This window comes from Brevibacillus sp. NL20B1, assembly GCF_018195675.1.
Lineage (GTDB): Bacteria > Bacillota > Bacilli > Brevibacillales > Brevibacillaceae > Brevibacillus > Brevibacillus aydinogluensis.
Genome location: NZ_JAGTPT010000014.1, coordinates 1 through 15,473, shown reverse-complemented (window position 1 = coordinate 15,473; position 15,473 = coordinate 1). Strand labels below are relative to the sequence as shown.

The window sequence follows — 15,473 nt, the reverse complement described above, 5'->3', positions numbered from 1 at the left end:
GGTTTTAATCATTCAAGTCCTAGAGAATGTTTACTAGGACTTGAAGTGGTTGAAATCATTATCCTTTTTTTAACGATTCCACAAAAATAAGTTACTTACACAGAGAAATATGCACAAGATAAATAGAATGAATATTGTTGAATTTGATGATTTACAGTCTGGATATTCATCGAAATATATGGTATTTATGGTGTAGGAAAAAAGTCTCAATTGTTACGTTATATAAAAAAGTAAATTGCAATAGACTATATTGGTGATTTCTGTACATTTGGGTGTAATGGCATGAGGTGTTTAGGGCAAGTTAGTAGTTGACGGGGGTATAGTGAAAATGAATGAATTTGTAACCTATTTAGATCAGTATAATGTCTTATCTCCCAATCACGCTAAGATCTATGATGAATATACAGATTCAAAGGCCTCTTTTCAATTTAAAATTAAAACTAATATTGAAGATTTTATCATTAAGTTGTTTGATAAAAATCCAAGAAGTCTAATTTTGACTGGAAATGCCGGTGACGGAAAAACACGTCTATGTCGTACTGTTTACGAAACGTTTTCTGGTCAAACTCTGACTGAATGGCCCGAGTGTGGAATAGTTGATGTTCCTTATGAAAATGGTTGCATACGCATCGTTAAAGATTTATCGGAATTAAAGGAAGACATCATTTTTAAAGAGTTGCACTCTCTTCAGGATCAAGTATTAAGCGATCACTCAAATCGAGTGTATTACTTAATTGCTGCCAATGAGGGGAAGTTAACGAAATCTTTAATAAGTCATCCAGAACTGCAACAGCTGAGTCGAATGGTATCTAATCGTTTTTCATCACATGAACATAATGATGACCAATTACATTTAATTAATCTTCAAGATGTAACATCATCCATTTATGCAAAAAGAATATTAGACGAATGGAATAAAAATGAGAATTGGAATGCTTGTAAAAAATGTCCAAAGCAAACACAATGTATCATTTATCTAAATCACGTTCGGACTTCAGTTGATCAGATTAAAGAGCGCTTAGTTGAGCAATACCGACTGTTGGATTGTCTGGGAATCCACGTGACCATGCGAGAGATATTGATTCATATAAGTTATGTTTTGACGGGAGGACTGACCTGCCAAGATATATTAAATGCATCTTATAAGAATTTAGAGGTCCTCGCTAATTATGTCTATTACGAAAACTTTTATGGGTTACATATGCCGGATGTTAGCTCAGGTGAATTGGGTGCAATTCGTCATTTTCGTTATTTTGATCCCGGTAACACCTCCGTTTCCATTGTTGATGATTTTATTTTAAACGGAGATATGAGTGGGGATGAACAAATCGAAAGTTTACATAGTCAAATATTTAATAATGACTTAGACATGCTATTTGGTTTTTATAAAAAACATATTAATTTGTATCGTACTCATCATCGGGAGGATGAACAAAAATTTTTATTTAATTACATGCCTCGATTTCGTAGGAAGTATTTCTTTGAAATTGGTCCGCAAGTTAATGATACGCGTGAGTTATTAATACCTTATCGGTACTTCTATCGTTATCTAAAAGCTTTGAATGATAAACAAACGCAATACAATATTAGAAAAGATCTTATTACCGGATTGAATCGAATATTTTCTAAAAGGTTGGTTTCCAAAAGGGAAACCCAATTACTAGTGGTCAATGAACATCTAATGATTCATCAAGCTATTTCACTTTCATCGTTAAAAATAATAGAAATGAAGGGACGTGACGACATAGATTTTCTGCCATCTAAGTTCATTTTACAGGTGAACGGCTGCAATCTAGAAGTTCAATTACCGGTTTTCGAGTATTTGCTTCGAATAGCAAACGGTGGCCTATTTGTCACATTAAAACAAGATGTTGAAATCTTAATTAATACGTTTAAAAACGAGTTAATTAAGAACAGTGACGTAGATGAATATCAATTGACAGTTCTTGCTTTGAATAACGAAACAGGTGAATTTGTACCCCATATAATCGACTTACCGTAATACTAGAATTTTTATTTGGGAGGGGAATCAATGGGGCTTAACCAATCAAATCATTCTATTGATAAATTTACTTCGCAACTTTCCGCCCATATATGGGGGCACCGGTTTAAGGAGGGACAAAGGGGACCAGAATATGTTCTCGAGTTTTTAAATGTACTTTATGGAACGGACTATAATTTTGATGCCATTGAGTATAAACAACGTAAATCGGTAAGTTTGCGAAAATTTATCTTTCAAGGAGTAAAGGAGGGCAGCGTTCGTGACATTGTCACACTACAGGATGCGGAACTTGAAAAGTTAAAAGAGACGTTTCCTGATGAGAATAATTTAACTGTTCTCCGAAAGTTCTTAAGAAGTTTAGAAGTAGAGCTTTATAATTTGAACGGTGAAGAAGCAGATCGATCATGGTATGCTCGGACATTGTATCCGCTTCATGAGTCATTATTGTTTTTTGAGCTTCGAAAAAAAGAGTCTTCACAAATGATGATTGAACGAAACTTTTTTGCTCGTGGTGGAGAATTATATTTTTTAATGCTTGCATATGGAACCGAAGAGAATGATGGACAACGTCGGTTCATTGAGGAAAGATTTCGAGAACTTTTGAATAAAAACAAAATGATCTATCGTGTAGTGGAAAGTATTCAAAGTTCATTAGGAGAAAAAGAAGGTCATGTGGATGATAAATTCTCCAAACTTAGGTCAAGTATTCAAAACGAAGAGAATGTTCCGTACCTTCCAGATACGAGGATGCCAATATTTAAAGATTTCGCCGATGAATTAGCTCTATTGCTTCAGAACGATGTAGAAATTTATGAATTATTCCGGTTGCTAGTAAGCCTTGTGTGTTTTCAGTTGACAAGATATATGCATGTAAGAGCCCAAGACGTTGGAGATAATAATTTGCTTTATTTCTTTGATTGTTTAGATGGACTTAATACACATGTGACCCAGTTATCTGCTCAGACATTTAAAGAGCATGAAAACCTTATTAAGAAGCGGTTTGAAAAGGAATTTGAAAGAAAGTATCGGGAAGCTATTGGTAATACAGATTCAGTAAACGAAAAATTAATTGAATGGAAAAACGATACTGATGCGTTTTTCAAGCGCCTTGGTTTGGACAAGCTTAGGACTGCAAAAAAAGTGATTGAATCAGTTCTAAAATCGTGCGATTCGGAAAATGATCTGTACGGCCGCCTATACGATGTAGTTAAAGATGTTGTTTCAAACAGATTAAAAAAGGATCAGCTAAATATTACAAGAGTTTTAACTAGAGATGGTGGGCTTGCAACATATCGCAGGGGCTCAGGAGTGAATTATAGATATACAATTTCAGATACGTTTATTCAATCACTTGTTTTTACTATGGTTGGGCCAGGTAACAAAATGGAATTTCACGCTTTTTTGGATCAAATCTACCAACGATTTGGAGTTGTAATTGGGGAAGTTCAAGCTCGTCAAAGCGGATTATACGAAAGGTCAAGACTAAATGTCCGATACTTTCAGGAAAACGAGAAAGCCCTGCGTGAGAAACTGCGTCGCAATGGCTTATTAGTGGAATATTCCGATGCTACTGCTATGATTCGAAACCCATATTCTCCAGTAAAACGGATGGAGGAAGTAGGATATGCTTGACATGTACCAATTATTAGGACAGTGGACCACAGAGCTTATAATTAAATACTTTCAAAAACAAAAGCAAAATAATGCAGATAAACTATTTATCAAAATAACAGGAATACATCCATCTGCAGTTCACGGTTTATTGTATTGGATGGAAAAAAGGGAGGATGATCTAAGGAAATTTTATCAACCAATTATCCGCACCATATCTCAAATTGAACAATTCTCTCATTTTGCATGTAAGCAACACGAAACGACCACATGGTTGAGAAACAACACTAAACATCAGCAAGCTCTGTTACTTATTCTAAATGATATGTCTACTGAAGCTCAAAGCCTCGAGAACATCTTTTCCATCGACGAAGCACGTTTACTCAGTAAAGAGGGATTAGAAGTTCTGATGGAACTTTTAGTTCAACAGTATGAAATTTATCCTCAAGAAGCCGAGAAACTCATTGACTTTTTTGAGTTATATAAACAAGTAGCTGATCCTCAGCTTCAACACGTGCTGGCATTTACTTATTCAATTATTTCGGACGAGAAGTCTAAATCGATTATTGATCGTATTCAAAGCAATCTACCCAAATTGCAATTATTTGTTGATACCAGACTTACAATCCAAAAATCTTCTTTAGGGCGACTCAAAAAAAATTACTATTTGTCTCGGTTACAGCAAGAAGGGAGAGAGTTAGATACAGACAAATTAATTGACCGCGTTTACGAATTTTTGGAAGCGGAACAAAGTAATAATTTCAATGATGATATTTGGGAAAAGGCAACTCCAGAAACTCTTCGTGATCAAGCATTAAGCTTTATACACCGACAAAGTAATGAATTATTGTCTTATGAATATGATTTTGTAAGTAAGCTGTTCACATTCAAAGCAAGAAAGAAAAAGCTTGATGCTGAAGTTGCTGAATTTACCGAACAGCTAAATCTAAATGAATCACAGAAACAATTGGTTCAAGAAGTCATTGAAGACATCAAGAGTGAAGAACAAATAGAGTCAATTCAGACATTCATGGAGGAGTTTTCTGAAGAGCTAAATACAGCACCAGCTTTGCAGAAAAAGTTAACCCGTTTTATAGAGAAAGTTCGAAATCCGCATGTTTATACAGACTGGTTACAAGGATTGATTTGCGAAAGTTTTTCACTATTAGAAGAGAATCTTTCTGAAAGCACATCTGATAACTGGTGTTTTGAATTAACCATTATTGGTGATGTACCAAAGGGGAGTAAAGATTTATTAAAGTTTTATCTGAAAAATATTACACGATATATTCCTCTTATTAAACTTAACTCGGAACATTTGAACCAACTCGAGGAAAGAGATGCAAGATCCAAAGATGATGGTGTCCAATTTGAACTCTCTTTGATTATTGGGGACGAAAGAAACATAAGAAGGTATAAATGGGTAAATTCTAAGCGAAGTGAACTCCGTTCCCTAATTCAAATCTTTCAAGAAAACGGATTTGTTCCGTACATAAAAACTTATGCGGATGAACAGGCCGAAACCATTGATCTCGCGGTTTCAGTACAAGAACAAGTAAAAGAATATGTTACAACAGGCGAAATAAAGCAAGACGATATCCAAGATTTTGTTAACTTTATTAATCGTTTTAATAACTGGATACGGGAGTCATTGGAAAATGGATTAGGTTCGATTTCTATAAACGAATTAGAGAGAGAACTATATCATCTTCTTTTACGCGTGAACCATTCTGTATTGCTATCACGACATATTTTTCAATACATCGGATGTTTAGGAAGCATTGATACATTTACTTGTAAAAAGGGACAAGTTGGTAAACCAATAAAACGAGTATTAACATTACTCAATCCAATACGACTTCTTAGTTTTGTAAAACGGCTAACCTTTATACAAGAAGAGTTACTAAAGTGGAAGGATCCAAATTTTGCTCAATCTATAAGCGTGGAAGAATTAAATGAGTACTTACAATATGTATTTGAGAAGAACTCTGCTCTCGCACCTCAGTATTTTACCGCCGAAGGTTATGATGCTTTTCTACTTGAACAACAAGAATTGTGTGGAGAAGGGACGTTTATTTTAAACGGACATAGCGAAGATACGGAATATTTAATGGATGCGATGGCAGATGAATTGGTAGCTTGTGTAAAAAACTACTTAGAAGTATATCCATATGCGAAAGATTGTTTGGACATATTATTCTTATATTGTCCCCATCCCGAGTACGTAACGCATGCTGTAGAGCTTATATTTAAGCAAACAGATGTTCGGAAAATGAAGATTCTTGTTCATAGTGATAGGGAAGCTGCAAAATTTCATCAATACCTAAATGGATGGATGGCACTGCGTGAAGAATTTATTGTTTCCGATAGTAAAATTCCATTACTGGAAATCCAAGTGATAGGAGAACAAAATGTTAACAAGATTACCGAAGCTATTAATGGTGCGATGAGTGATGTTGACATTGCAATTTTGCTTAACTATTTTGGTCAAAGCAATAACATACAGTACAAATTTGAAAAGGTTTCCGTACAGACTACTGATAATTGGTTTGGTACTATCTGTCAAGAACCATTGAAAAAAGAGGAAGCTGTTAAGCGATTAGCTATTGTCAGTGAGCAGTTGCCTGAGGTGATGCAACAATTTTATAAGTTGCAATATACATTGCATACACAACAAATTTTACCTGCGAATGAGGATTATCTTCTGAAAAGTATCGTTTCTATATCTAGTCAGGAAGATATGTATCTGATTAATTATATTCACGGAAAAGCTAATTGGTCTTTGATAATTGATCGGTTTATGGATAAGTCGTTGCTTAGGAAAGTCTCATCTAAGGCGCAAATTATCAGATACAAATCAGGAGCAGGTAAACAAAGAAGATATAAATCGATCCTCTCGTCTTCCAAATACATTCGAAAACTAGCTAATCAAACGAACGATCACGATTACTATGATCGTTTGTACCATAAATATGTTGCGTTATTAAAGAATCAGGATATTGAACGGGACATTATAATTCGAGCCATTGATCGGGTAAAGGACATTTCTGGTGGCGTTGTCATGAAAGCTATCGGTCCGGGTAAATTCGCACATGAACTTTTAGGGTTGTACCTGGCTTGTGAGGCACGTGCAGAAAATGACAATGGTTTACAGGTTTGGGCACTTTGCGATGAATTACCCTGGTTCCAAAAAAATCAACGGCGTCCAGATGTTATTCGAATCAATATTTACCCATCCGAAAATGGTATTTCAATTCAATTTGAGCTAATTGAGATTAAATTTATTAACCATACGCTATTAGATAAGGAACGTTATGATGCAATTAAGCAAATTAAGGCCGGTAATGAACAATACAAGCGCCTGGTTAATTTGTCTGAGCTAAGAATTAGTGCTGAATATTGGCGCAAAGAATTGGTTCGATATTTGGTCGAGCTGAGTACCTACTCTGTTTCCGATGCACATTTATTAAAGACGTTACAACAATTACCTTTGGAACGAATTCATACTACTGTTTCAGGTTCGATTGATATCTATGTGTATACTTCAAATTTAGTGGATTATCCGTTTGCTACCAGTATGATTGATGGAAAGGTTTCTGAACAGCAAGCGGAAGACACAGTAACGAATATATACAATCGTTCATACATTTTGAGAGCTTTGGGGGCTAAGCAAGAAAATGTCGTGCCTGAATATCTAGAGCTACAAGAACAAAATAATGAATTTGGTAGAGATAAAGTTGATCAAGATGTGATTTTAAAAGAAGATAATACGTCAGTATTCGATCTGGTAGCTGTAACAAAAGAAGAAGCTGTTGAGACCTTACAAGATGAGATTGAGTTAACAGAGATGAATGAAGTAGCATTGTATCCTGAACAATCTGCGTTACAGAACTTGCAGCTAACATACGATGATGAGGAGGATAATATAGCAGAACTTGCTGAACGTTACGCCAAAAAATTGCGAGTCAATTTTGATGCGAATGGAATACCGATTCGTGTACGAGAGACAATTATTGGTTCGAGTGTTATTCGAATGCTTGTGGACATCCCGAGTAATTTGTCCGTGAATAAAATCAAACATAAGGCCGACGATGTCCAATTGTGGCTGCAATTAAACTCCAGTCCACATATTTTTATAAATAATAGAGGATTAAACATTGATATTAATCGCGAAAAGCCACAAACTATCTATTTTGAAAAGTTTATGGCCTTGGTTCGAGAGCAGTTTACTTTAGAAAAAGTTAGATTATCAGGTCGCATGGTTGCACCTTTGGGTGTTGGTCCTCTTAATGACATAATTTATTTTGACTTCGCGAACTCTGAGACGGCACATCTATTAATTGGAGGCCAAACAGGTAGCGGAAAGAGTGTTACGATCAACTCTATAATTCTATCTATTATGTGTTTGTATACCCAAGAAAATGTAAGATTTATATTTATTGACCCCAAAAAAGTAGAATTTAGCATATTTGAAAGATGTGCTCATACAAGAGCGGTTTTAACTGACTTAAGGGAAGCAGTAGATATGTTGGAGCAAGTAGTTCAAGAGATGGAACAGCGCTATGAAATGTTTAAAAACGAATATGTTACAAGTATCGATCAATATATTGAAGCAACAAATAGTTCTTTACCACGTATGATCGTGATTTTTGATGAGTTCGCTGATTTTATGTTACAAGACGCTGCCTTAAAGAAGAGAGTAGAAAATGCTATTGAACGTCTTGGCAATAAAGCGCGTGCAGCTGGTATTCATCTCCTTGTTTGTACCCAGAATCCAAAGGCGGATATTATACCAACCAACATTCGCAATAACTTTGGCGCACGATTAGCTCTAAAAATGGCAGATCACAATGCATCGGGAGTAATTTTGGATGAAGAAGGGGCGGAGAAATTAGGTGGTAAAGGTGATTTTTTAGCAAAAATAACATCAGGGCAAGTGTTGCGTGGTAAAAGTCCCTTCCTAACAACTACTGTTAAACGAGCGTTATTGCAACATTTTAGTTCAAAGACATTGACAACATAAGAGAAAGGCTGTCGAGACGATGGGATTTGGTCAGCATCAAAGTTTTCACCTTCGTGTAAACTGGTTATCAAAAGCAGCGAAGATGGTTAATCAAGACCCACGCTTTTTCTTTGATGATTTTGGTTTCGAAAAAATAGGCTTAGGCCGCAACATGTTTAAGTCACTGAAATTTTGGGCATTAGCAACAAACATTATTAGAGAAAATAAGGTTTCAAGCAAATATGTTATACACGAATTAACAGAATTTGGGCAGCTATTTTATAAGTATGACCGTTTTATACGATTACCTCTAACGCGGGCTTTGCTACATTATTTTTTAATTTCTCGAAAGGATTTGGCTACAAGTTGGTATTGGTTTTTTAATGAATTCTCTATGGGAACAAGTACAACACAAGAACTTCAAGAACAATTGAGAAACTGGGCGTCGATGATTTCTAGACGCCCGGTTTCAGACAGTTCCATTCGACGCGATATTGAATGCATAAAACAAGTTTATACTATTGGGACAGTCCAGTTTGCCGATCCAGAAGAGGTTATCGCAAGTCCATTGTCGTCTTTGGGGCTTATAGAAGAACATCGTGGTGTGTGGATGAAAAGTCAACCAAAATTAGAACGGATCGGTTTAGATGCATTGTATTTTTTGTTACTAGACTGGTGTTTTAAATCGAATTCATTCAGTGTCACGCTGGATGAATTGCAACTTAGAAGTGGTTTGTGGGGAAAAATATTTAATTTGTCGATTAATCAAATGTTACAAGTTATCGAACAAATGGAAGCGGACGATTTCTATGAAATCAAGTTTGTAAGAACAAATCAGATTTATGAGCTTCATATCCCTTCAATTGATAGATATAACTTCTTGGAAATGGCGTACCAGAGGAGAGTGACGCTGTAAGTGAAGACCTTCAAATCAAGCATTCATTTGCAATTAGATCTCCAAAATCCAAATTTAGTTGACTACTATATCCTAACACCTTCCCATTCCCAAATTTTTCGGGGAATAATTGAAGGCTTGCAAACTGAAAACGGAATGCATTCTCATTTTGTGATAGGCCCTTATGGTACCGGAAAATCCTTGTTATCAGTTCTGCTTATCAATTGGCTTATTGGAGGGTTGTCTCACGAAAATAGTAATCGATTAATAGAACAAGCTCAATCAATTGATCCAGAACTATGTCAATGGTTAAAAGCGAAGACTAAGGTTCGCTACATACCTGTTATTCTTAGTGGAAATAGAGGGAATTTTAAACAAGCTATACTATCGGCCATAATGAAAGCATTACGAGAGCACCAAATCGAAATCAATGTTTTCAGCGAGGTCAGGACTATTCAACGTGTCATTCAAAAGTGGGAAAAAGAATTTCCTGTAACCTATAATCGTTTTTGTCAATATGTATCTAGTTTGGGTTACTCTGTAAATGATTGGCTTTATGCTATACAGCGATATGACGAAAAATTGATCGAAGGTTTTAAAGTAATCTACTCTGAACTAAGCGCAGGGGCCGTTTTTGTTAGCGATTTTGACGGTCCTATGGTTGAACATCTACAGCATTTATTAGATGAATTACGAGATAGAGGACTTGGGCTGTTTATTGTCTATGACGAATTTGGACGTTTACTACAGTCAATTTCTAATTCTCGTGTGTTAGATACAATGCAAGATTTACAAGAGATGGCTGAACTGGCCAACAGTCGAGATAACTTTCATGTTGTGTTTATTGGACATAAAAACATACGATATTATTCTCTCGCGCATAGTGAATGGATTCAAGCTGAGTTTGAGAAGGTTGAAAAACGATTTCGAATATATCCGGTAGAGACAGATTCTGCTACTTTTTTACGACTAGCACAACAGGCCATTGCAACTATCAATAAAGAAGATGTTGATACAGCACTCGTTGAAGAAATCGTAAGAAATACGCTACAGTATTCGCTGTTTCCAGAAATGTCTCCTTATCAAGTTGAACAGCATGTTATTTGTAACATGTATCCATTGCACCCGGTTTCTGTTTTTTTACTTCCATTACTTTCACATGTTTTGGGACAGAATGAACGGACGATGTTCTCATTCTTTGAAAGTAGAGACCCTTATTCTTTACTTCATCACATTAATACCGATCAAGGTTATTACTTTGCTGACAAGCTATTCTTGTATTTTTTTCAAGGAGAAAGTGGCGGTCCAATACCTGAAGTTGCACTGTACAATAAACTCGTTTCTGTTACTTCTGATACGAATATAGTAATGCATCGTATTTTGAAGCTTATGACACTTTGGAATATCGTAAACGCGAGATCCAAGCAGTCATTAACAACTGAATTTATGGCCTATGCTTTAGGAATCGAGTTTTCCGAAATAGAAAAAGTCTTGAACGAAATGGTTAGATTAAAAGTCGTTAGATTTAATAAAATACTAGGCCAGTGGGAACTTGTAGAAGGTAGTTCACTTGATTTAGAATCACTCATCAATCAACGAATTCAAACTTGTGCCATGAGTAGTAAGAAAAAAGGTGAAATTTTAGAACATGTTCTAGAAAATCGATATGTATTGGCACAAGAATATAATGATGAAAAAAGTATGACCCGTTACGCTCGGGTTTGCTGGATTTGGGCTACAGAATTGCTTAACGGTAGTATCAAACAAGATAGTCAATCTAATGCTGATGGGTACATATATTACATCTTGTTAGATCATTTAGAACAGAAAGAGGCCATACAGGAAAAATTAAAAGATAGTACTACTATGCCTTTGAAAGGAATATTTTGTGTTCCAAACTTTACAATACGCGACATTGAGCAATTTCTTTATCGTTATGAAGCGTTAGAGAAAATGCTACAAGACCCATCTCTCTCAGCAGAAGATAATCGAGTTCGATTCGAACTCACTCATCTGATGCAGGAGACTGTTCATTTTATACGCAAGTTTTCTCGACGTTATCAACAATTTGATGAAACGTTGAGGTGGTGGAAGAACCAAGAAAAAATCTATGTGCATTCGCAAGCACATTTGGAACATTTTGTTTCAGAATTAATGTTTGAACTTTACCCAGATACACCTGAAATACGAAATGAGTCGTTTAACCGTAACCAAATCACGCATGTTCAAAAGAGAGCGGCAATAGATGTGGTAAATAGGTTGATTTCCTGCCCTTATGAGCCGAACCTTGCTATTGAAGGATTCGGGCCTAACTATTTGATTTACACTAGTGTTTTAAAAAACCATGGTTATAAGGTAAGTACGGATGGCATCATTCAATTCACTTCGCTTTCATTAGAGAAACTTCGAAACTGTCTAATTCAGTATTTAAAACAAAATCCAAAGGGGCGTTTAAACAAAGTTGTACAATTGTTCTCTGATTCTCCGTTCGGTATTAGGAAACCGATCATCCCTTTGTTGTGCGTTGCATTGTTAAGAGATTATTGGGATCAACTAATCTTTTATTCTTACGGTATGCATGTTCCTCATTTAAGAGGAGAAGTTATCTTCGAAATGTTCGAGCGCGCTGAAGACTACGAATACATTTTTATTGAGATTAGACCCGAACATCGAAGTGTGCTAGAAAGCATTGGACATTTATTTGAAATTGATAAGGAATCCAATCACCTCACTGTTGTAGCAGATATAATGGTAAAATGGTTACGTTCCTTACCAAAATTTACACAAGTGACTAACCAGATGTCTGAAGATGCGATTCAATTTAAATCAATCATTCGAGCTGGAGAAATCGATCCTTTCCGTCTTATTGAACAATTAATGGATTTGCAAGATCGTTTGGATGCAATAAAAAGCGAAATTGAAACATTTATGGAAACGAATCGCTTGGAGTTAACCCAAACTCTACTGGAGATGACAGGCTATCAGTCTTTTGAAATGCTATTAGATGCTATTGGGAAAACAGTGATTGATTCGGTAGAGATGAACAGCAAACTTGTTACTTTGTCGATTGAGAGAGCAAAGGATCGGGGGATTGATGAGATTGCGGAACATTTAGTAGGTGTTCATCGAAGCGAATGGTCTGATACTACTCAATCAATGTTTTTAAAACAATTTAAGCATGAGTGGGAGCTTTTAACGATACGGACCGGACGGGCTAAAAACGAATTTTTGCTTGAACAGGCGGCAGCGTACATAGGCACTATGCACCCTATAGAGCTATCCAAGAAGTCACAGCTTTTGTATGCAAATATTAAAAATATGTTAAAGTACGCTGGACGCGATATAACAGAGCAAGAATTAAAATATCTTTTATGGAAACTATTACAAGAAATCTAAAGGAGTAAGTACTAATGAAGAGAAAACCTGTACACGTCTCAATGTTCAGTGGGGGTGCCTCTTCGGCCTTCGTTGCATACCATATGGTTCAAACGTTTGGGAAAGAAAACTGCATTCTGTTCTTTACGAATACCTTATGGGAACATGAAGATAATTATCGTTTTATGCACGAAGTTGCAGACTATATTGGATTAGAAATTACGTACCGAACGGATGGTAGAACTCCAGAGGAAGTATTCTATGATTACCGATATATGGGTAATTCCCGATTGGCAAAGTGCTCTGAAGAATTAAAAGTGCGACAAACAGTAATATTTATAGAAGAACTGCGTTCTGATCATGGACTAGAACCAATCCTTTACTTTGGGATTGGTCGCCATGAACAACATCGAGCGGAAAATTTAAAGCAATTTTATGAACATTACCCATTGGAACCTGTTGAAACCCGTTTCCCATTGATTACAACTTTTAAGGAAGAAGTAAATGTTAAGCAAATCATCGAGGAGGAGTGGGGAATTCGTTTACCGGAAATGTATAAATTAGGATTTGCGCATGCCAATTGTGGTGGGCGATGCGTCCGAGGGGGATTTAGGCATTATGCTCAACTTTACAAGATTTGGCCTGATGTATTTTATGAACAGGAAGAGATGGAGGAACGTTTTCGACAGACTTTTAATAAGGACGTATCAATCCTCAAACGAAATGGAGGACCATTCACATTAAGGCAATTCCGTGAGTTATTGGAACGTGAAGGAGTAGATAAATACCTTTGCCAAGAGGAAGATACTGTACCATGCGTATGCACAGTGTAAATTTTGTTAGTTAAAAATAAATATAAATTAGGTATAAAAACCATCTGTTAAAGCATACTGATTAGTATTAATAAGTATGGAGTGCTGATCAGTATGTCTGTTCCATATTTAATTGATAGCTGTTCATTGAGTGGGAAAACTGTGCTTATCGCGTATCATATCCCGAAACAATGTGTTTCCGTGCGGGATGCTACCACAAGAAGAGTTATTGCCTATGTTAATGATATATTTTTAAATTCTGCTACGTTTATTGTCTATCCTAAAGGACGTGAAAGAGTACTCAAAGAACGAAGAAAAAATGTTCATGCTTTCATTCGAGGTACAGTTTGTTGTAAGGAAGAAATAGGAAATGACCTGCCGTGGAAAAAGGCGTACTATAATCCTTATGTAACTGAGACTTTTATTGATAAAATAACCTTGGAGCCATTAACCAGGGCTACACTTATATATTGTATTGGAAAGAGCGTTTATTATTTACATTAATTAACGCTTTCAAGCGAAATTCTGTGAATATAGTGCTAGAACACAGTAAACTGATATAACTACAACATCTGGTGTAATGGTATTAAGAAACAAATTACCCTTGAGATATTCAAGAGTTCATGGTGTAGACAAAGTGTCAAAGGCACAAGGTCTACACTATTTTTGTGTCGAATAACGAAACTGCAGGATAATAATTGATCTAGGTTCACTAGAATGAGAAACTCAAATATACCCCCTTCGAAAATAGTCAGACGAGCCAAGCTGGCTAATAGACGGTGGCTATGTCGGCAAGAAGCAGGCGAACTCCACCATCATCCTTTTCTCACCCTGGAAAAACGTGAGAGTTTGACAGGAGGCGGAACAAATGAAGATTGACCGGCTGGACCATTTTGTCTTGACCGTCAAGGATATCGATGCGACGGTCCGTTTTTACACGACAATATTGGGAATGGAAGAGGTCACGTTTGGCAACGGCAGGAAGGCGCTGCAGTTCGGGCAGCAGAAAATCAATCTGCATGAGGCGGGCAAGGAGTTTGAACCGAAAGCGCTGCACCCGACCCCGGGGTCAGCCGATGTGTGCTTTATCACCGAGACGCCGCTTGACGAGGTGATCCGCCACATTGTGTCGCACGGCGGGCAGATCGTTGAAGGACCGGTGCGACGGACGGGAGCGACAGGGCCGATCCTCTCTGTCTACCTGCGCGATCCCGACCAGAATTTGATCGAGATTGCCAACTACGTCGGCGAAGAAAAGTAGCTCATCGATTTGACCGATTCGGACAAGAGCAGAAACATCAGGGTAATTCTCTTTGGAATCAGAGAAATCCCTGATGTTTTTTTGTTTACAGTTGCGGGCGGCCAGAAATGGTGAGGGAGATGATTTGTGATCCTAAAGTAGGAGGTTATCCCAAGTAGTTTTTATGTGAAACACCCTGATTTACGTACGTACATGCTAGTGATATTGAATTGTTGGGGCCAATGATCTACTATTATTGAAACTATTGGTGTAAAATTTTACTAGATCATGTCGTTTTTTGTGGAGTGACTGCGATGAATTTACGAGATAAGTCCCAAAGTAAAATGGTAGACGTTTTCAAGACAGGTAAAGAGTATCGTCGACGTGATTTGCATGACATGTATGGCGGCCAACGATACGGTGGGATATCAACACCTTCGAAACACCCTTTTATCATGATCTTCACAGGGGACAGAGGAGAAGAATATGGCTACAAAGATGGCTGGACAGAAAATGGCATATTCCTCTATACCGGT

Annotated in this window: 9 protein-coding genes; all 9 read left to right on the top strand. The window is 36.8% G+C overall.

Annotation, left to right across the window (positions count from 1 at the left end):
• Positions 1 to 328: 328 nt before the first annotated feature.
• A complete protein-coding gene (locus KDN35_RS11105; RefSeq protein WP_212132730.1) occupies positions 329 to 2,002 on the top strand; it encodes a hypothetical protein in 1,674 nt (557 codons plus the stop codon).
• A gap of 30 nt (positions 2,003 to 2,032) precedes the next feature.
• A complete protein-coding gene (locus tag KDN35_RS11100; protein WP_212132729.1) occupies positions 2,033 to 3,634 on the top strand; it encodes a hypothetical protein in 1,602 nt (533 codons plus the stop codon).
• Positions 3,627 to 8,636, top strand: coding sequence for an FtsK/SpoIIIE domain-containing protein (locus KDN35_RS11095; RefSeq protein WP_212132728.1), 5,010 nt, complete (start codon positions 3,627 to 3,629; stop codon positions 8,634 to 8,636). Before KDN35_RS11100 ends, KDN35_RS11095 begins: the two co-directional genes overlap by 8 nt.
• 19 nt (positions 8,637 to 8,655) lie before the next feature.
• Complete coding sequence (locus KDN35_RS11090) at positions 8,656 to 9,531, top strand: DUF4007 family protein (RefSeq protein ID WP_212132727.1); 876 nt, start codon at positions 8,656 to 8,658, stop codon at positions 9,529 to 9,531.
• Complete coding sequence (locus KDN35_RS11085; protein WP_212132726.1) at positions 9,532 to 12,906, top strand: hypothetical protein; 3,375 nt, start codon at positions 9,532 to 9,534, stop codon at positions 12,904 to 12,906. It begins immediately after the preceding gene.
• A gap of 14 nt (positions 12,907 to 12,920) precedes the next feature.
• On the top strand, positions 12,921 to 13,718 hold the full coding sequence (locus KDN35_RS11080) for a phosphoadenosine phosphosulfate reductase domain-containing protein (protein WP_249179046.1): 798 nt from the start codon (positions 12,921 to 12,923) through the stop codon (positions 13,716 to 13,718).
• A gap of 93 nt (positions 13,719 to 13,811) precedes the next feature.
• Positions 13,812 to 14,201 carry a hypothetical protein gene (locus tag KDN35_RS20240; RefSeq protein WP_481752772.1) on the top strand — a complete coding sequence of 130 codons (390 nt, stop codon included), beginning with the start codon at positions 13,812 to 13,814 and terminating at the stop codon, positions 14,199 to 14,201.
• A gap of 364 nt (positions 14,202 to 14,565) precedes the next feature.
• On the top strand, positions 14,566 to 14,958 hold the full coding sequence (locus tag KDN35_RS11075; protein WP_212132725.1) for a VOC family protein: 393 nt from the start codon (positions 14,566 to 14,568) through the stop codon (positions 14,956 to 14,958).
• A 293-nt stretch (positions 14,959 to 15,251) separates the two neighbouring features.
• Positions 15,252 to 15,473 (top strand): SRA domain-containing endonuclease (locus tag KDN35_RS11070; RefSeq protein ID WP_481752771.1); only part of this gene is annotated, 222 nt, incomplete at its 3' end.

Excerpts from the sequence above, each read along its gene's own strand:
- KDN35_RS11105 (WP_212132730.1), top strand. The coding sequence starts at position 329 with ATGAATGAATTTGTAACCTATTTAGATCAGTATAATGTCTTATCTCCC.
- KDN35_RS11100 (WP_212132729.1), top strand. The coding sequence starts at position 2,033 with ATGGGGCTTAACCAATCAAATCATTCTATTGATAAATTTACTTCGCAA.
- KDN35_RS11095 (WP_212132728.1), top strand. The coding sequence starts at position 3,627 with ATGCTTGACATGTACCAATTATTAGGACAGTGGACCACAGAGCTTATA.
- KDN35_RS11090 (WP_212132727.1), top strand. The coding sequence starts at position 8,656 with ATGGGATTTGGTCAGCATCAAAGTTTTCACCTTCGTGTAAACTGGTTA.
- KDN35_RS11080 (WP_249179046.1), top strand. The coding sequence starts at position 12,921 with ATGAAGAGAAAACCTGTACACGTCTCAATGTTCAGTGGGGGTGCCTCT.
- KDN35_RS20240 (WP_481752772.1), top strand. The coding sequence starts at position 13,812 with ATGTCTGTTCCATATTTAATTGATAGCTGTTCATTGAGTGGGAAAACT.
- KDN35_RS11075 (WP_212132725.1), top strand. The coding sequence starts at position 14,566 with ATGAAGATTGACCGGCTGGACCATTTTGTCTTGACCGTCAAGGATATC.